The following is a 17,103-nucleotide window of genomic DNA, read 5'->3' as shown; positions in this document are numbered from 1 at the left end:
CATCCTGAGCCAGGATCAAACTCTCCATTGTAAAATATTCCTACACCTAGGCGAACCTAGGCTGATGTCGAGTGCTAATCCGACTCGTATTGACGAGTTCAATTTTAATGTTACGTTTCTGCTTACTTGCGTAAGCATACTTACCATTTGTCTTTTCCAATCATTCAAAGAACGTTTGTTGCTTCCAATTGAGGCAACATGGCGGGTCGTATCATAAACCCTTTTCGCTATTTGCAGCACCCTATTTTAATAGGGAGTGCAAAGGTAAGAAAAACCTTTTACTTTACAAGTTTCAGAGTGAAAAACTTTTTTAGTGTTTTGTCTGCGACTTGTTGTGAAAGCTTCCATTTGAAGCGCAACACAAAGGTAATAAGTTTTTTTTTGATTTCCAAAACTTACAGGGAAATTTTTAAGATTTCCAGCTTTGTTTTATCAATTAAATCAACTTCGATTAAGCTGATTTTCACAGGCTAACTAGCTGGTGACTAGTGGCCTACTTCGCATTATTTCCAAACGCTTATTCTGTTTGGGAGTGCAAAGGTAGCGTTATTTTTTGACTTTCCAAATTTGAGGCGAAAAAAATTTAGTTTTTCAACCTCTTCTTCGGCGTTTTCAATGAGCCGTTTCTGAAACGGGGTGCAAAGATACGCTAAGAAGTTTTAAATTGGCAAAAGATTTTTTTGAGTTTGTAGCTCTCGGTCCTTTTTGTCGCCCTCGTCCGGTTGAGTTGGGAGTGCAAAAGTACGGCGCGAGCGGCGCGCTGACAACCGGAGGTTTGCTTTTGCCGTAGCACTTAGCTTCGCTTGGCGGGGTGGGCGTTTGGAGGTCGGTTAGCAGTCAGCCGGTTAGCCAACCGGAAGATTTTGGAAAAAATTCAGGGCTGAGGGTCTTTTTCGAAGAAAGAGGTGAGATTGGGGCGGTAGCGGCGGGAGCGGCGGGCTTCGTACTGGTACAAAAGCTGTCCTAACTGAGCGAGGAAGGGCTCGCCAATGGTGTCGTATTCGTAGGTAGCGTCGTTGATGATGCCATCTTGGTTAACGTAGAGGACGGCGCTGAGTAGAAATTCGGACTGGTGCAGAGAATCAGCGAAGTAGGCGACATCGGCCAGGTAGCCGTGCGACATACCCACGATGTTAAAAATGCGGAGGCCGGGCTGGAGCTGGGCATTGGAGCGGCGGCCGTAGTAGAGGTATTTTTTGTAGGCGTCGAAGTACTTGGGGGCAGCGTAGGGAGTGAAATGGGCGGCGTGGGGCGTGAGGTGGAGGTATTGGCGCAGGAAAGCGTGGTCGGTAGGCGTGAGGTGGGGGCGCTGGGTAGCGGGAGTGGCCTCGGGGAAGAGGGCAGTTTGGAGTAGGGCGGTGATGTCGGGGAGCGGGAGGTTGTTGGCGGTGGTGAAGTCGTAGGGGCGATGGATGATTTTATCACCGGCTTTGTAGGCGCGGCCGGCAAAAACGGGACCTAGGGGCGGCGCGGGCGTGCGGGGATTAGTTTGAGCAGGCTGCTTATAGATGGTATCGCCAGCGGGAGTGTGGAAGGCGATGGGGTTGGTGCAACGGTTGGCGGCAGTATCGCAGGGGGCGAAGCGGCGCACGATGCGGCTGCCGGAGTAACCGAGCTGCTGGAGGCGGTCGTTGATAGTTTTTTGGCCGAGGAACTCGTAGAGGCGGTTGTAAGCGAGGTTATCGCTGACGAGCAGCATCCGCTTGATGTAGTTGCCGACGGTGGCCTGGCGGTTGGAATCAGCGGGGGCGGCGAAGGGAACGGACGTTTGGCAACGGCCAGCTACGCCAGTGGACATAATGATACTCCTAGTAATAGGTGCGGGTAGGGTATGCAGCTTCTCGAGAGCTAGCAGAGCTACAGGCAGTTTGACGAGACTAGCAGGGTTGAAATACTGACGAGGATTGAGGTGGTAGGTGTGCTGGGTAAAGTGCGGCACGTTTTGCGCGTCGCGGTTTATCTGGGTATAGATGAGTTGGAGCTGGTAGGTAGCGGGGTGGCTAAGGACTTTGGCCAGCGAGGGACTGGTCTGGAGTAGGCTGTCGAGGAGCGGGGAATCAGGATACTGGGGGGCTTGGGCCCGGACGCGGGTAGTTAGCAGTAGGGCTAGGAGAACTAGGATAAGCTTCATAGATGCGCGCACTTTCATACAGTATATAATAAGGAAGGCCGTGATAGTTTTATCACGGCCTTCTAACGTAGCGCCTCATCCCCCATTCCCCTGTCCCAGAAGGAAAGTGGGGCCACGGTGACGTAGAGCATTTAATGTCTTTTTCTCCCCTACCCTGCTGCGTTTGCCTAGGTTGATAGCAGACGTATCCTGTATGTAGATGCGAGCTGCACTCGTGCTCGGACTCGCAGATTCTGAGCTACTGTTTACTGAGCGGCGTTTTGCGCTTGGCTAAGAGGAGGTTGCTGTCGGTTTGACGCCAGTTGTAGCCGGTGCCGAAGGGGAGAGGACGGGCGCGGCGCAGCGTATCGTGGTAGGCGGTAGTGAGCTCGGGTTGGTACTGCTTGGCGAAGAGATTGATGGGACGGCGGTAGGTGCCGTAGTAGGTGAATTGCCAGGCGTTCTTCGGAAAATACTTCATGGCAATGCCGCTATCATCTTGCAGCAGGTAGTTGCTACGCTCTAGTACCAAATTGCGGATTTTGGAGAAGTAGCTCTTGTGCATGAGGTAGGTAGCCGACTTCACGTAGGTGGTCAAGGGGCCGAGGCTGCGCACGTACTTCAGCGGGGCGTCTTTGGTGGCGAGCTTCCAATCGCTGAGGTCGGCGGAGAAGTAATAGACTGTTTTCTCGGAGCCGTCGGGGGCCTGCAGCTTGACCTCGGCGCCGGGAATGGCTTTCGAGCCGGGGGCGCGGGTAGTGTCGGTAACTTCGTGCAGTTGACCCTGGGCGTCGAGTTGTACGGGGCGCACGGCTTGCACGTGATTGCCGGTGCGGGCAGCAAAGAGCATGATGAGGGGCACGGCCCCGTCGAGATTCACTGATTTCAGGTCAATAGCCATGTCATTAGTGCGGAAGAAACTGAAATTCAGCACCGACCACAGCGACTTTTTGACGGCGGGCAGGATGGCGGGGTTGGCTAGGTTTTCGCGGCTGGGCACGCTGCCTACAGGTTCTAAGCCCACCATGACGTAGGTGCTAGCGGTGGGGAAAAGCGTGTAGGCGTTTAGGAAATCGGGGCCGCTGAAGGGGTAGAACAGCGTGGTAGTGGCCTGGCGCACCGAGTCGAGCTCGGTGGCGGCCCACTTATTCATGGGGTCGGTATGGGTGAGGCGGTACTTAGTCCAGCTTTTTTCCTGGTCTTTGGCGAAGGCCTGCCAAGCCGGTTGGGCGGCTAGCGTAGCTAGCGGGGTTTCAACTTTGGGCGGGAGGCCGGCGAGGTAAGCAGCTACGTTCTGGACGTTGGCGGTATCGGGGGCCAAGGCGGCCGGCTTAGCGGGAGCAGTGGTAGTGCTGTCGGCTACGGGGGCGGGGTTAGGCGCGGTAGCAGCTACCTTGCTGGCCGTGTCGGCCATTGTTTCGGTAGTCGTGGCTTGTTGCTCAGTGTTAGAATTGGAGCAGGCGGCCAGCAACGCAAGGGCGGGCAGCAGGGAAAGTAGAGAACGGCGCATTGATAGAGAGGCGGGGACTGGCCGAAGGTGAAAGAGCCAGCAAGCGTTAATTGGCAGAAGATAGAAAAGTAAACCGAGCAGAAGCCGAACCTAGGGCCTGGAAGCGGGCCGCAGCTTTTGCACCGCGAAATAAACCAGCAGGCCACCCGCTACGGTGGCTAGCCCATAGAGCGATTCCGTTTGCTTGTCTTTGATAATAAAAACCAGCGTCCAAGCGCTCAAGGCCAGGAAAATGAGCGGCGTGAAGGGGTAGCCCCAGGCGCGGTAGGGGCGCGGCAACCGCGGCTGCCGCCAACGCAATACAAACACCCCCAGCACCGTGAGGAATGTGAACAGGTTCAGCACAAAGCCCGCGTATACGAGCACGGCCTGAAAATCAGGCTTCAGAATAAATACTAGGCTAATTGCTACTTGCAGCAACAATGCCCGCTGCGGAATACCGGCTGGCGTGCGCTGAGCCAGCCAACCTAGGGCGGGCAGGTCCTCCCCCATCGCTTGGGTGATGCGCGGGCCGGCAAAAATCATGGCGCTGATAGTGGACACGAGTAGCGCCGCAATGACGGCCCCGGCAAAACGGCCCCAGGCGGGGCCAAACAGGTAATTGGCCGAGATGAAGCCGACTTCCAACTGCCCCTTTAGCCACCCCAGGGGCGTCGAGCGCAGGAACACGAAATTTAGCCCTACATATAATAGGAGTACCACTGCAGTGCCGGTGAGCAAAATGCGCGACAAGTTGCGCTGCGGCTGGTCGATTTCGCCGGTGAGATAGGCGGCGGCATTCCAGCCCGAGTAGGCATAGCTGACGTACACCAAACTCACAGCGAAGGCGGGGCTGAGCAGCGCCTGCCAGCCTACCGCGTCGGGTACGAAGCTTAAAGCTTGAGGCTTACCGGCCACTAGGCCTGCCCCGATGAACGCGACCAGTACGCCCACCTTCAGTGCGGTAATAGCTACCTGCAAGCGGCTGCCGGCCTGCACACTACGGCCATGCACTAGGGCTAGCGCCACTACTACTCCCACGGCCAGCAGTTGCGCGCCCGATATATCGGCCACTACCGTCACAGCCAACGCGGGCCACACGCTTTGGGCATAGCGGCCAAGCGCCAGCGCGGCCAGCGCCGTAGGCGCAGCAAAGCCCACCGTAGCCGACACCCAGCCCGATAAAAACCCTAGAGCGGGGTGATAAATCTGACTGAGATAGTGATACTCGCCGCCCGAGCGCGGCATGGCCGCCGCCAGTTCACCATAGCTCACGGCTCCGCACAGGGCGATGAGGCCGCCCACCGCCCACAGCATCAGCAGCGCAAAGCCACTTTGAATATCTAGAAGCTGAAACCCAAGGCTGGTGAAAACGCCCGTGCCCACCATATTGGCGATGACGATGGAGGCGCCGGTGCGGAAATTTATTTTATATGATTGTGTTTGCACGCCGGCAAATGTCGGGGCTGCTTTTCGTTTGAGCGCAAAAAAGCCCACGTCAGAGATTGGCGCGGGCTTTTTGATTATTTTTTGTTGTCATGCTGAGCGCAGCGAAGCATCTCGCATGGTGCAGCATCCTCTACGCCAACAGCGAAGTGAGCGAGATGCTTCGCTGTGCTCAGCATGACAAGCGTAACCTAGGCTTCAGCAGCTACCGCCGCTTTCGGCTTTTTATACAGCGGTACGGTGCTGCACGGCTCGCCATACATGATGCTAGCGGCCATCGGCAGTAGCCGCTGCATAATAGCCACGTAGGCAAACGTGGGAACTGGCTTGTCGCCACACCCTTTAATTACCAGCTTGGCATCTTGATAATCAGCGGGATTGATACCGGCAATGGCTTCCTCAAAAAGCGACTGCTCCAGCGCCCCTAGGTCGCCAAAAACGTAGCGGTGGGCGTGGCCTTGCAGCTTGCTGGCCAGCAGCATGTAGGCCCAGGTGGGCACAATGGCGTCGGCCGAGCAAATGACGGCCACGTTTTTTCCGTCGTACTGCGTCCAGTCGTGGGTTTTTACGAACTCGCGGAAATCCTTTTCGCGCAGCATCAAGCCGTGGAAAAGGTTGTCCTTGATGTCGTACACTACCCGGTCGCCGGGGTGAATGTACTCCTCTAGGTTAAGGGTAACGAGGCCCGAGGCAGCAACGCGGTTTACAAAAAGCGGCTCCATAGTTTTAGTGCTTGGTGCTTGGTGCCTAGTGCTTGGGCCAAGTTATCAAACTGGGCACCAAGCACTATCACCTAAGCACTACGTGGCGTGGTTGTATAAACTTCTTTTAAATAAAAAGGCTCATAATAAGCCACATCCTTAAACTCCTGGCGCTGGTAGGCACCTAGGGCCAGCTCGCCAACGCTTACTGCTGAGGGCTGCACGTCGGCAAGGAAAGTAGCATTCGGGTTGTCGCTTACCAAGGGTTGAAACTTAGCGACGCCCGACCCGAAGAATAACACTGAGTGGTGGGCTAATTGTTCGGCCAGCGCCTCGGGGGTTAGGATGAGCGGCGCGGGTGCGGCCAGTTCGTGGCCATCGGAGCGGTAGAGGGCTGTGTACACTTCCTGCCGACGGGCGTCGAGCATGGGCGCGTAATAGTAAGTAGCGGCGCGGGGCGTGCGGGCAGCTACCTGGTGGGCCAGCGCGGGTAGTGTGCCCACCGCCACCAGCGGAATATCCAGCGCGAAGCACAAGCCCTTGGCTGCCGCAGCTCCAATACGCAGGCCGGTGTACGAGCCAGGGCCATCGCTCACGGCCACGGCCGCGAGGTCGCGCAGCGTGTAGCCAGTATTGGCTATGAGCTGCTCAATCAAGACCGTGAGGTGGGTGGAATGCGATTTTTCGAGGCGCAACTCAGACTGGCCGAGCAGGCGGCCATCCTCCACGTTGTGCAGCGCGATGGAGCAGATTGGGGAAGAGGTTTCGAGAGAGAGTAACAAATTCATTATTAATACTAGCCGACAAGTTCGGAAAAGGAAATTCGTACTATTCCTTCCTTGACAAGGTAAGCGATATTCTTAGAGAGCAAAAACGCGCCTATCTCTTCCAAATAATTATGCTGCTTAGGCTCCACAAGCCTACCTATATGCTCTATAACTGCTGGGTTAATCTCAAGCCATTCTACTTCTCGAAATGGCGAAGGCCCGTGCAGCTCGATATAACCATCTACTGGCAAGCCGATTCCTCTAGCCCATATTTCTGGAGCTTCGTCTACCTTCAGCTTAAGCCTCACTTGACACTTAAGCTTTCCAACAAAATCTGCTAGCTCAGTTATTCGGCTCATTTGTGTAAACAAAAATAAAGCAGGCACCTCACGATGCCTGCTTTTCTAAACATAGGTACTTGGCCTCCTTACTTCACCCCCGCCGACTTCCGCGCGCTGGCGGCTTGCCCGCCCGGCTTTAGCAGCGCGGCGTAGCGGTTGGGGTCGTTGAGGACGGCCACGGCGGCCTGGATGTTGGGGTCATCGTCGAAGCTGGCTTCGGTGCGGCCCTTCTCGTAGTAGTAGCGCGACACGATTTCCGACTCTAGGATTTCCTTTATTTCGGGCTTGAAGCGCTGCAAGTCGTTGGCCTTATTGACGGTAACCTTCTTCTTGATGGCGTCGAGCTCCAGCTTCACGTCGTCGTAGTGCTTCTCCTCTTTCACCTTTTTGGTGAGGTCGGTGAGGGAACGCTCGGCGTCGGTGCTGTAGGCGATGCTCTTGTTTTGGAGGTAGGCCACGAACTTCTGGTAGTCAGCATCGGTGAGCTTGAACTGCTTGGCCGGGGCGATGGTAGCGTGCTCGGAGCGGAAGCGCGTGGCGTAGTCGAAGAGGTAGCTCTTCTGGATGAGCACGCGGGTGATGTCGGCGATTTCGCGGTCCTGCACGTCGATGTCGGGGGCCACACCGCCGCCGTCGTACACCACGCGGCCGGCCTGGGTTTTGAAGGCCGTGCGCAGTGAATCAGGAAATTTAGTGAGCGCGCCATCCTCGCCGCGGTGCGAGTAGTCGATTTCCTGGATGCAGCGGCCGCTCGGGATGTAGTACTTGGCGGTCGTTACTTTCAACTGCGAGTTGTAGCTGAGCGGGCGCGTGGCCTGCACGAGGCCCTTGCCGAAAGTGCGCTCGCCCACGAGCACAGCGCGGTCGTAGTCTTGCAGCACGCCTGACACGATTTCGGACGCCGAGGCCGAGCGGTTGCTCGTGATGATGGCGATAGGAATCTGGGTATCGAGCGGCACGTCGAGCGCCTTGTAGGTTTTATTCCACTCGGTTACTTTGCCCTTGGTGCTTACTACGTCCAACCCCTTATCTACAAAGAGATTGGAGATATTCACTGCCTCGTTGAGCAGGCCGCCGGGGTTGTCGCGAATGTCGAACACCAGCTTTTTCGCACCCTGCTCCTTGAGCTTGGCCACGGCAGTACGCACCTCGCGGCCGGCATCTACGGTGAAGCCACCGAGCTGGAAATACCCGATATCCGAGGTCAGCATGCCGTAGTACGGCACGTTGTTGACCTGAATTTTATCGCGGGTAATGTTGACCTCCACCGGCTTGTCTTGGCCGTAGCGCGTCACAATGAGCTTCACCAGCGACTGCGCCTGGCCTTTGAGCAGCTTGCTGATGTCGGCGTTAGTCTTCTTATCAACATTGATGTTGTTGATAGTCAAAATTTCATCGCCAGGCAGCAAGCCTGCTTTCTGGGCCGGATAGCCTTCGTAGGCGCTCTGCACCACGGTCTTGCCGTTGCGCTTTATCACTACCGCCCCGATGCCGCCGTACTGCCCGGTCGTCATGGTCCGGAAGTCCTCGATATCGTCTTCCGGAATGTAGTTAGTGTACGGGTCCAGCGATTTTAGCATGCCGTCGATGCCCGTTTTCACCAGCTTGCCGGGCGTGATTTCGTCCACGTAGTACGTGTTCACTTCCTTGAACAGCGTGGCGAAAATGTCCAAGTTTTTGGCAATCTCGAAGTACCGCTCGCTATCGGAGGCAGCGCGGAAGCTGGCGAGGCCTAAGGTACCTAGGGCCAGGGAAGCGAGAACTTTTGTACGAGTGGTCATCGGCGGGAAAACGGAGGCAGCGAAGCTAATAAGCGATACTGTGCAACTAATGGACCAGTTGGCGTGGCGCAACGATGCGCCCTAGGTAGCCGTGGTGGCTGTATCGCAGGTGAAGATAAGCAATACTACGGCGCGGGTTGCACCGAAGCTTCGGCCAGCAAACGATTAAGCCCGGAAATTAATTTTTTTTCTATCAGCGGCAGCTCACTTTTTTCTTTGCCGGTATAGAGAATGCCCAATAGTGCTACTGGGTGGCCGTTTTCGGCTTCGAGCAAGCGGTATTTATTGAGGCGGTAGGCCTCGCGCACGAGGCGTTTGAGGCGGTTGCGGTCCACGGCCCGCTTGAAGGTGCGCTTGGGTACTGTAATGAGTACCTCGGGCGGGGCGGTGGTGCGCGCCGGCGCGGGCAGCCACGTCAGGCGCAATGGATATGCGCCGAGCGAGGGATTTTGGCGATTAAAAAGCTGCTCAATGCGCTTTTTGCTGCACAGATGCTCCTCCTTTGGAAAGGTGTAGCTTCTCTTAGCTACTGACTGAGAGCTGTTAGCGATTGGCTCGTTCACGTTATTCTGTTCGGAAGGCATTTCCATCGGTCATGCAGAGCGCAGCGAAGCATCTCGCGTGGCGCAGTGAACCTAGACGTTAAATAACGAAGCGAGCGAGATGCTTCGCTACGCTCTGCATGACAAAGTTTATTTACTCTGCTTTCAAAAACAGATTGAAACAAAAACAGCGAAGCCGCATTGTAGCGGCAGTTATTTCTGGCGAAACCAGAAAATAACCTGCCCCAACAATGCGGCTATCTGCGAAGCTAATAGCGATAAGCCATTAGCTACCAGCTAAATCAAAAGACTAGCGCTTGTGACGGCCTTCGTCCGATACGGTGAGGCGCTTGCGGCCTTTGGCACGGCGGCGGGCTAGTACGTTGCGGCCATTAGCGGAGGCCATGCGCTCACGGAAGCCGTGCTTGTTGCGACGCTTGCGTTGCGAGGGTTGAAAGGTACGTTTCATGACAAGTTAAATTGCGAGTTGGGCCGGCAAAGGTACGGATTTAGCTTTACAATAGCAAGATGTTACTTCGAGAATGCCTAGCGGCTGTTGCCAGGTGTAGAGACGCAATACTTTGCGTCTTGCGTTGCTACGTAGCGTATGCTGATGCCAGACTTCAACGGCTGTTATAACGCATCCTAACGTCAGACGCAAAGTATAGCGTCTCTACCCCTAGCAACGCCTGTACGTAACATTGCGCGCCGCATCCCTCCTACCCATGACCTACTACCACGTTTCGTTCGAGAATCCACTCACGTTTTACCTGCAAATTCAACTCATGGTGGAGGTACCAGCCGAGGCTACCGCACCGCTGGCCTTGCAGCTACCCTCTTGGCGGCCAGGCCGCTATGAGATTCAAAATTTTGGCCAAAAGATTCAGCGGGTAGAGTTCAGTGACGCCGAAACCGACGAGCCCCTCCACTACCGCAAGGTCACGAAAGACCGCTGGGAAGTGCCCAGCGCGGCGGGCCGCAGCGTGCGCGTGCGCTACAGTTTCTACGCCCACCAAATGGACGCCGGCGGCTCGTGGCTCGATGAAACGCAGCTTTACCTCAACCCCGTGCAGGCGCTCATGTACGCCGAGGGGCACCAAGACTTGCCGTGCCAACTCTCGCTAGTACTGCCGCCCGACTGGCGACTGGCTTGCGGCCTGCCGCAGTCGAAGCCGAATGTACTCGAAGCCAAAAACTTCGACCAGCTAGCCGATGCACCGCTCATTGCCAGCCCCACTATTCAGCACCAGCAGTACGAGGCGGGAGGGCTGCCCTTCCACGTGTGGGCGCAGGGCGAGGAAGCCATCATCAACTGGCCGCGTCTGCTGGCTGATTTTAAAGCGTTTTCGGAAGAGCAGTTGAAGCTATTCGGCGGCTTCCCGGTGCAGGATTACCACTTTCTCAATCAGTTTTTGCCCTACAAGCACTACCACGGCGTGGAGCACCACAACTCGACCGTGATAACCCTGGGGCCGGCCGAGTTGCTAATGCACGAGGCGCTATACAAGGAGTTGCTGGGCGTGAGCTGCCACGAGCTATTTCATACTTGGAACATCAAGGCTATCCGGCCGGCCGAGATGCAGCCGTACGACTACGCTCGCGAGAACTATTTCCGCACCTGCTACATCGCGGAGGGTATTACAACCTATTACGGCGAGTACTTATTGGCGCGCAGCCATGTCCGCACGCCCGCCCAGTATTTTGAGGAGCTGAATATTGTGTTGCGCAAGCACTACGACGACGCGGGCGGCCAAAACCTAAGCTTGGCTGATGCTAGCATGGACCTCTGGCTCGACGGCTACAAGCCTGGCGTGCCCGACCGCAAGGTGTCGGTGTATCACAAGGGGGCGCTCACGGCGCTGCTACTCGACCTCACCATCCGGCAGCTGCATGGCCACGCTCGCAGCCTCGACGACGTGATGCGTCGCCTCTACGACGACTTCGGCAAAACCGGCGTCGGCTACACTGACGAGGACTACGCCCGCATCGTGGGCGAGGTAGCAGGCCGCAAAATGCAGGTTTACTTCGATAAATTCATCAACGGTACCGCGCCCCTGCAAGAGCCACTCGACAAGGCCCTGCACACCGTGGGCTGCCAGCTCGTGGCCTACGAAAACGCCTCGGCTTCGGAAGGCACCTTCGGCTTCCGCACGGTGGTGAAAAACGAGCGCACCGAAGTCACCTACATTTGGCCCAACTCGCCGGCCTCCGCTGTACTCACCGTCGATGATGAGATAGTAGCCATCAACGGCCGCCGCGTTGACATGAACCTGCAAAGCCTGCTCAGTACCGACGCGCCGCTCTATGAGATAGCTGTGTTCCGCCAAAATCGGCTGGTGCTGGTAGAGCTACTAGCGCAGCCCGGCGCGGCCTACGGCGTTCGCTACACGATTGAGAAGCTAGCCGACGCCGATGAGGCACAGCAAGCCGGCTTCCAAAAGTGGCTCGGCTGGCCCTACAACCCCCAATCTCAACAGCCTGCCAACTAGCCATAATACAGGTTAAACAAAGAGAGCCGCCCAAAAAGGCGGCTCTCTTATTACCAATTCAATAGTCAGCCTGTGTAACAGGCATATCCGTTAAATCTTAAAAATCAGTTTGAATCTGCGGTCTAGTCAGCGTGGCTGCCGGGGCCTTTCTCGGGGCTGTTTGTGTCAACCGACATCGGGCGGTTGCCCTGCGGATTGCTACGCGGCTTGTTGGCTTGGGTGTGGCGGGTCTCGTTGAAGTTGCCGCCGGGCGTGTTGCCTTTAGTTTGGTTGCCTTGCTGAGTCAGGTCGCTCTGGTTGAGGTTCTGATTAGCAGCGCTGTCCACGTGCTCGCCAGCGGCGAGGTCACCTTTTTTGTGATGCTGATTTTCGTAAGGGTTTACGGACGGCTTATCGTTGGCGAGGTCATTCGGTTTGTCAGACATGGCAGGGCGGGGTTTAAGAGTAAGAACTTAACTCTTTTACCACGCTACCGCCAAAAGGGTTACCTAGGGCCTGACTACGCTACTACTAGTCAATTGGCTAACCTCTCCAACGCAGCTTTAAATTCTGGTGTATCATAATCGGCCATGCCGTTGTGGCGGTCGGCCACTCGGCCCTCCGGTGTGAGAATAACGGTGTAGGGGATGGACGAGGTTTGAAACGGCGCGGGCAATTCGGCCGTCGGGAAGAACACCGGCATGGTGTAGTGCTTGCGCTTGAGCAGAGCGCGGGCCTTGTTCTGATTTGCGTCGAGCGAAATCAGCACGAAGGCGACTTTGCTCGTGTCCACTTTCTGGTAGAGGGCTTGCAGGCCCGGCATTTCGGCCAGGCAGGGCGGGCACCAGCTGGCCCACAGGTTCACGAGCACCACCTTGCCGCGAAATTGCCCTAGGTCAGCTGGGCGGCCATCTAGCGTGGTAAGCGGCAGACTGAGCGGATATGTGCGCTCGCTGGCAAACTGTGCCCTAGGTGCCGCCGCTAGGCGCTCGGGCGGCGTAGCGCGCCATAAGCCGGTGGCTAGTAGGCCGCGCTGCAGAGTACTCAGCACGGGCTGACGTAGGCCGGTGGTCATTACTAGTGCGAAGGCGCTGAATAGCAAGAGTTCGCCTCGGTTTTTGCGGAGCCAAGTGGTCATATTATGGGATAAAAAAGTCATGCTGAACGCAGTGAAGCACCTCGCGTGACGCAGCAACCAATACGTTTGGGTTTACTGCACCACGCGAGATGCTTCACTGCGTTCAGCATGAAAAGCTTACTTGACTTTTTTTTACAAGATGGCAAGCCAGAGCTTACCGCACGTTCTCCACCACGCCGGCCGGCTGCACTTTTACCAACTCCTCAAACATGGCTTCGCGGGCTTCGATTTCCTCTTGGGTGAGGTTGAGCAGGCGCTCGGTGCCGAACTTCTCAACGCAGAACGAGGCCATGGCCGAGCCGTGAATAACAGCACGCTTCATGTTTTCGAACGAGCAGTCATCTGTAGCGGCGATGTGGCCGATGAGGCCGCCCGCAAACGTATCGCCAGCACCGGTGGGGTCAAATACCTCTTCCAGCGGCAGGGCCGGGGCGTAGAATACTTTGTTTTTGTGGAAGAGCAGCGCGCCGTGCTCACCTTTTTTGATAATCAAGAACTTGGGGCCGAAAGCCAGGATTTTGCGGGCGGCTTTCACCAGCGAGTACTCGCCCGAAAGCTGGCGAGCTTCCTCGTCGTTGATGCTGAGCACATCCACCATTTCGATGGTAGCCAGCAATTCCTCGGCGGCAATGTCCATCCAGAAGTTCATGGTGTCGAGCACGATGAGCTTGGGGCGGTTGACGAGGCGCTGAATAACGAGGCGCTGCACCTGGGGGGCTAGGTTGCCCAGCATCAAGTACTTGCAGTCTTGGTAAGCGTCGGGAATAACGGGGTCGAACGAGCCGAGCACGTTGAGCTCGGTGGTGATAGTTTCGCGCGAGTTGAGGTCTTTGTTGTACTTGCCCGACCAAAAAAACGACTTCTCCTCCTGCTTGATTTGCAGACCTTTGGTGTCAACGCCGTGCTCTTCCAGGGTCAGGATATCGGACTGCGGAAAGTCGCCGCCCACTACGGCCACCAGGTTCACCGGCTTGGTCGAATACGAGGCCGACAGGCTGATGTAGGTAGCCGCGCCGCCAATGATTTTGTCGGTTTTGCCGAAGGGAGTTTCCAGGGCGTCGAAGGCCACGGAGCCGATTACGAGAAGGCTCATTTGGGAAAGAATGAGTTAATGAGAAAAAAGAATTCAGGGGCGCAACGGCGCAAATAACAAAAAAAGTCCCCGGATTCGCATCCGGGGACTTTCTAGCGGGTAAATAATGGGGCTCGAACCCACGACCTTCGGAATCACAATCCGACGCTCTAACCAGCTGAGCTATATCTACCGTGTGGTGGTTTGGGAGTGCAAAGATACGCGGCAAGTGGTTTTATGCAAGATTTTTTAGAGAAAAATATCTTTTCGGCCGTGAAACCCCACCCCCGGCCCCTCCCCTCCAGGAGAGGGGTTTCACGGCCAAACCACAAAATAACCCGACCTTTGCAAAATGGATACCCTTGCCACCTTCGCCGATTTTAAACTCAACAAGCAGCTACTCACAGCTGTAGCCGACGCCGGCTTTACCGAGCCCACGCCTGTGCAGCAGCAAACCATTCCGCTGCTGCTGGCCGGGCACGACGTGCTGGGCATCGCCCAGACGGGTACTGGCAAAACGGCGGCTTTCGGCCTGCCGCTGCTAATGAAGGTAAAATATGCGCAGGGCGAGCACCCTAGGGCACTGGTGCTGGCCCCTACCCGCGAGCTGGCCATTCAGCTCGAGAAGCACCTCAAGGCGCTGGCCGCGCACACCGACATCCGCATTTTTGCCATTTATGGCGGGCTGGGACCGAAGACGCAGATTGAAACCATAAAGGCCGGGCTGGATATTCTGATTGCTACGCCGGGCCGCCTGATGGAGATTTACCTCAAGGGCGAGTTGGTGCTGAAAGAGCTGAAAACGCTTGTGCTCGACGAGGCCGATAAAATGATGGACATGGGCTTCATGCCCCAAATCCGGCGCATCTTGGAAATTATTCCGCGCAAGCGCCAAAACGTGCTGTTCTCAGCCACCATGCCCGAGCGTGTGACGCAGCTAAGTGAAGAGTTCTTGGAATTTCCGGTGCGCGTGGAAGTAACGCCGCCCGCCCAGCCGGCCCAGACCATCACGCAGAGCCTATATGAGGTGCCTAACCTGGCCACCAAAATCAACTTGCTCGATTATTTGCTGCACCGCGACTCGGAGGAAATGACGCGGGTACTGCTCTTTACTCGCACCAAGGAGAATGCTGACCAGGTAGCAGCTTTCCTCAACCGCAAGGCGCCCCTAGGTGAGGTGCGCGTGATACACGGCAACAAAGGCCAGAATGCGCGCCTCAACAGCATGGATGCCTTTAAGGAGGGTAATGTGCGCTACTTGGTGGCTACCGACGTGGCGGCCCGCGGCATCGACGTGCCGCAGGTAAGCCACGTTATCAACTTCGATGTGCCGCTCATTTATGATGACTACGTGCACCGTATTGGGCGCACAGGGCGGGCGCGGCACACGGGTGCGGCTATCACCTTTGCCAACCCGGCCGAGCGCCAGCACATCGAGCGCATAGAAGCACTTATCAAGCAGTCCATTCCGCTGCTGCCCCTTCCGGAGGAGATTGAGATAACAGCAACGCCATTTACCGAGGGCCAGACCCATGCCCGGGTAATAGACGAGCAGCGCCGCCGCGAAGACCCAACTTTTAAGGGCGCTTTCCACGAGAAGAAAGAATGGGTTAAGCCTGGCGTCACGATTGATAAGCGAACCGGCAAACCATTTGAGGAGGGCCGCAAGAAAAGCCAGAAAGGCAGCAAGAAAAACCCCGGCAAGAAAGGCAAGTCGTCGCCGGCCAGCAAGGCACTGCGGCGACGCGGCCAATAGCGTCGCCTAGGTAGCTACCAGTTGGGGCTGGCTAGCCAAGCATAGCATCGATGTCGGCGGGTGTAAGGGTGGGCGTGGCGCCTTGGTGCGTGGCCACCAGGGCACCGGCCGCACAGGCCCGGCGTAGGCACTCGGCGGGCGCCAGCTTGGCTTGCCAGCCGGCTAGCAAAGCAGCCAAAAAAGCATCGCCGCTGCCAATGGTATCCTGCACCTCGATGGGGAAGCTAGGGTGCGTGAAGAGCTGATTGGCCACCCAGAGGGCCGCCCCATCGGCGCCCTTTGTGAGGCAAACGGCTTGCAGGCCGTAATGCTCGGCCAGCCACGGCAGGGCGGTGGTTTCGTCGCCGGGCATGCCTAGCCACTCGGTAATCTCGGCTAGCTCGTGCTCGTTGAGCTTGGCCATATCGGCTTGGCGCAGCAGGGTTTCGACTACCGCCCGCGTGTAGTGGGGCTGGCGCAGGTTTACGTCAAACACCCGGTAGCGAGCGCTGGGCAGCAATTGGTACAGCGTTTCGCGGGTATCGGGGCGGCGCGTGGCCAGCGAGCCATATACCAGCATGGCGGCGTTGGCCACGGCTTCGCGCAGCTCGGGGGCATACTGCACGTAGTCCCAGGCCACGGGCTCCACTATTTTGTACGTTACCTCGTGGCTATTATCGAGGTTGGCTTTTACTACGCCGGTCAGGTGCGTTTGGCTGCGCTGCACGAGGGCCGTATCTACACCTTTGCCCTGCAAAAATGCCAGCAACTCGGTTCCTAGCTCGTCTTGCCCCACGCGGCTAATCAGCTGCACGGGCTGCCCAAACTGGTGCAGGTGCACGGCCACGTTGAAGGGGGCCCCGCCAGGCTGGCGGCCGGCCGGCAGCACGTCCCACAGGGTTTCTCCGAAGCAAACAATAGGGGCTGACATAAGGGTATTGGCGAGGTAAAACGAAAGCAGAAGGGCATGTCCCTTCTTACCAGCTCTTGACGGGCGGCCTAGTGGTGCAGCAAGTGGCTAATGCGGGAGCTAGCCAGCGTGAGCACGCCGCCCCACAGCACAGCACTCCAGAACATGTGCAGCAAGATACGCTGCCGCGGCACCCCTAGGAGTGTAGCAATGACGGTACCTCCGATGGGCGACAGCAAAATCGGCGTGAGGAAGGCGATGCCTCCCATACCGAACTTCTTAAACACCTTAATGATGTTGCGCGAGCGCTTGGAAAACACCGGCGCTCGGCGCAGGCGGCGCTGCTGCTGGCGGTGGCGCACCCAAGCCCGCCCAATGCCCGAAAACACGAACACGCTGGTCATCATACCCGCCACGGTGAGGCCCAGGGTTTGCCAAAAGCCCAGCCCCAGGCTGCTGCCCGCTAAGGGGCCGCCCAGAAACTTAACTGTGCTGAGCAGGAAGACAGAAGCCCATTTGGCGGCGTAGGGAAGCACTAGCAGAAAACTAAGTAAGTCAGAAGAGAGAGCTAAACGGAGGGCGGGCAAAAATACCGTACCTAGG

16 protein-coding genes and 1 tRNA gene are annotated in these 17,103 nt (G+C 56.9%); 2 read left to right on the top strand and 15 right to left on the bottom strand.

Features of this window, described 5'->3' with window-relative positions; all coding sequences use genetic code 11:
* Window positions 1-874: 874 nt before the first annotated feature.
* The 9 genes from JAO77_RS10880 to rpmH all read right to left on the bottom strand — a co-directional run bounded on the left by JAO77_RS10880 (window position 875) and on the right by rpmH (window position 9,646).
* Window positions 875-2,131, bottom strand: a complete 1,257-nt coding sequence (locus JAO77_RS10880; protein ID WP_198990360.1) for a serine hydrolase — start codon at window positions 2,129-2,131, stop codon at window positions 875-877.
* A 238-nt stretch (window positions 2,132-2,369) separates the two neighbouring features.
* Window positions 2,370-3,620, bottom strand: a complete 1,251-nt coding sequence (locus tag JAO77_RS10875; protein WP_198990359.1) for a hypothetical protein — start codon at window positions 3,618-3,620, stop codon at window positions 2,370-2,372.
* A 90-nt stretch (window positions 3,621-3,710) separates the two neighbouring features.
* The gene (locus JAO77_RS10870) at window positions 3,711-5,048 is read right to left on the bottom strand and encodes an APC family permease (RefSeq protein WP_370550082.1); all 1,338 of its coding nucleotides are present in this window, start codon (window positions 5,046-5,048) and stop codon (window positions 3,711-3,713) included.
* Between the two features lie 188 nt (window positions 5,049-5,236).
* Window positions 5,237-5,767, bottom strand: coding sequence for a DUF2480 family protein (locus JAO77_RS10865; protein ID WP_198990358.1), 531 nt, complete (start codon window positions 5,765-5,767; stop codon window positions 5,237-5,239).
* 71 nt (window positions 5,768-5,838) lie between these two features.
* Window positions 5,839-6,534: a tRNA (adenosine(37)-N6)-threonylcarbamoyltransferase complex dimerization subunit type 1 TsaB gene (gene tsaB / locus JAO77_RS10860; RefSeq protein WP_198990357.1), complete on the bottom strand. Its 696-nt coding sequence runs from the start codon at window positions 6,532-6,534 to the stop codon at window positions 5,839-5,841.
* Window positions 6,535-6,542: 8 nt separating this feature from the next.
* The gene (locus tag JAO77_RS10855; protein WP_198990356.1) at window positions 6,543-6,872 is read right to left on the bottom strand and encodes a DUF6678 family protein; all 330 of its coding nucleotides are present in this window, start codon (window positions 6,870-6,872) and stop codon (window positions 6,543-6,545) included.
* A gap of 68 nt (window positions 6,873-6,940) precedes the next feature.
* Window positions 6,941-8,635 (bottom strand): S41 family peptidase, encoded by a 1,695-nt coding sequence (locus JAO77_RS10850; protein WP_198990355.1) that lies wholly within the window; start codon window positions 8,633-8,635, stop codon window positions 6,941-6,943.
* 125 nt (window positions 8,636-8,760) lie between these two features.
* The gene (locus JAO77_RS10845) at window positions 8,761-9,219 is read right to left on the bottom strand and encodes a ribonuclease P protein component (RefSeq protein ID WP_198990354.1); all 459 of its coding nucleotides are present in this window, start codon (window positions 9,217-9,219) and stop codon (window positions 8,761-8,763) included.
* A 268-nt stretch (window positions 9,220-9,487) separates the two neighbouring features.
* Window positions 9,488-9,646 carry a 50S ribosomal protein L34 gene (gene rpmH, locus JAO77_RS10840; RefSeq protein WP_198990353.1) on the bottom strand — a complete coding sequence of 53 codons (159 nt, stop codon included), beginning with the start codon at window positions 9,644-9,646 and terminating at the stop codon, window positions 9,488-9,490.
* Window positions 9,647-9,902: 256 nt separating this feature from the next.
* Here rpmH and JAO77_RS10835 point away from each other — a divergent pair, with 256 nt between their 5' ends.
* Window positions 9,903-11,666 (top strand): M61 family metallopeptidase, encoded by a 1,764-nt coding sequence (locus tag JAO77_RS10835; protein ID WP_198990352.1) that lies wholly within the window; start codon window positions 9,903-9,905, stop codon window positions 11,664-11,666.
* A 122-nt stretch (window positions 11,667-11,788) separates the two neighbouring features.
* On the opposite strand, the gene JAO77_RS10830 is transcribed toward JAO77_RS10835, so the two are convergent.
* The 4 genes from JAO77_RS10830 to JAO77_RS10815 form a co-directional block, all read right to left on the bottom strand.
* Window positions 11,789-12,091, bottom strand: coding sequence for a hypothetical protein (locus tag JAO77_RS10830; protein ID WP_198990351.1), 303 nt, complete (start codon window positions 12,089-12,091; stop codon window positions 11,789-11,791).
* 89 nt (window positions 12,092-12,180) lie between these two features.
* On the bottom strand, window positions 12,181-12,783 hold the full coding sequence (locus JAO77_RS10825; protein ID WP_235998349.1) for a TlpA family protein disulfide reductase: 603 nt from the start codon (window positions 12,781-12,783) through the stop codon (window positions 12,181-12,183).
* A 154-nt stretch (window positions 12,784-12,937) separates the two neighbouring features.
* On the bottom strand, window positions 12,938-13,876 hold the full coding sequence (locus tag JAO77_RS10820) for a PfkB family carbohydrate kinase (protein WP_198990350.1): 939 nt from the start codon (window positions 13,874-13,876) through the stop codon (window positions 12,938-12,940).
* Window positions 13,877-13,974: 98 nt separating this feature from the next.
* A tRNA-His gene (locus JAO77_RS10815) sits at window positions 13,975-14,048 on the bottom strand.
* 159 nt (window positions 14,049-14,207) lie between these two features.
* Between JAO77_RS10815 and JAO77_RS10810 the strand changes: the two genes are divergently transcribed.
* On the top strand, window positions 14,208-15,611 hold the full coding sequence (locus JAO77_RS10810) for a DEAD/DEAH box helicase (protein WP_198990349.1): 1,404 nt from the start codon (window positions 14,208-14,210) through the stop codon (window positions 15,609-15,611).
* A gap of 31 nt (window positions 15,612-15,642) precedes the next feature.
* Here the strand turns inward: JAO77_RS10810 and JAO77_RS10805 are convergent, their stop codons facing one another.
* On the bottom strand, window positions 15,643-16,521 hold the full coding sequence (locus tag JAO77_RS10805; protein WP_198990348.1) for a carbohydrate kinase family protein: 879 nt from the start codon (window positions 16,519-16,521) through the stop codon (window positions 15,643-15,645).
* 68 nt (window positions 16,522-16,589) lie between these two features.
* Window positions 16,590-17,036, bottom strand: coding sequence for a hypothetical protein (locus JAO77_RS10800; RefSeq protein WP_198990347.1), 447 nt, complete (start codon window positions 17,034-17,036; stop codon window positions 16,590-16,592).
* Between the last annotated feature and the right edge of the window lie 67 nt (window positions 17,037-17,103).

Origin of the sequence: Hymenobacter sp. BT559 (assembly GCF_016427535.1) — a bacterium.
Classification (GTDB): Bacteria; Bacteroidota; Bacteroidia; order Cytophagales; family Hymenobacteraceae; genus Hymenobacter.
This window is presented reverse-complemented; position numbering and strand designations above follow the sequence as displayed.

Excerpts from the sequence above, each read along its gene's own strand:
- JAO77_RS10850 (WP_198990355.1), bottom strand. The coding sequence starts at position 8,635 with ATGACCACTCGTACAAAAGTTCTCGCTTCCCTGGCCCTAGGTACCTTA.
- JAO77_RS10845 (WP_198990354.1), bottom strand. The coding sequence starts at position 9,219 with ATGCCTTCCGAACAGAATAACGTGAACGAGCCAATCGCTAACAGCTCT.
- JAO77_RS10830 (WP_198990351.1), bottom strand. The coding sequence starts at position 12,091 with ATGTCTGACAAACCGAATGACCTCGCCAACGATAAGCCGTCCGTAAAC.
- JAO77_RS10810 (WP_198990349.1), top strand. The coding sequence starts at position 14,208 with ATGGATACCCTTGCCACCTTCGCCGATTTTAAACTCAACAAGCAGCTA.
- JAO77_RS10880 (WP_198990360.1), bottom strand. The coding sequence starts at position 2,131 with ATGAAGCTTATCCTAGTTCTCCTAGCCCTACTGCTAACTACCCGCGTC.
- JAO77_RS10865 (WP_198990358.1), bottom strand. The coding sequence starts at position 5,767 with ATGGAGCCGCTTTTTGTAAACCGCGTTGCTGCCTCGGGCCTCGTTACC.
- JAO77_RS10825 (WP_235998349.1), bottom strand. The coding sequence starts at position 12,783 with ATGACCACTTGGCTCCGCAAAAACCGAGGCGAACTCTTGCTATTCAGC.
- JAO77_RS10805 (WP_198990348.1), bottom strand. The coding sequence starts at position 16,521 with ATGTCAGCCCCTATTGTTTGCTTCGGAGAAACCCTGTGGGACGTGCTG.
- tsaB (WP_198990357.1), bottom strand. The coding sequence starts at position 6,534 with ATGAATTTGTTACTCTCTCTCGAAACCTCTTCCCCAATCTGCTCCATC.
- JAO77_RS10835 (WP_198990352.1), top strand. The coding sequence starts at position 9,903 with ATGACCTACTACCACGTTTCGTTCGAGAATCCACTCACGTTTTACCTG.
- JAO77_RS10875 (WP_198990359.1), bottom strand. The coding sequence starts at position 3,620 with ATGCGCCGTTCTCTACTTTCCCTGCTGCCCGCCCTTGCGTTGCTGGCC.
- JAO77_RS10855 (WP_198990356.1), bottom strand. The coding sequence starts at position 6,872 with ATGAGCCGAATAACTGAGCTAGCAGATTTTGTTGGAAAGCTTAAGTGT.
- JAO77_RS10820 (WP_198990350.1), bottom strand. The coding sequence starts at position 13,876 with ATGAGCCTTCTCGTAATCGGCTCCGTGGCCTTCGACGCCCTGGAAACT.
- rpmH (WP_198990353.1), bottom strand. The coding sequence starts at position 9,646 with ATGAAACGTACCTTTCAACCCTCGCAACGCAAGCGTCGCAACAAGCAC.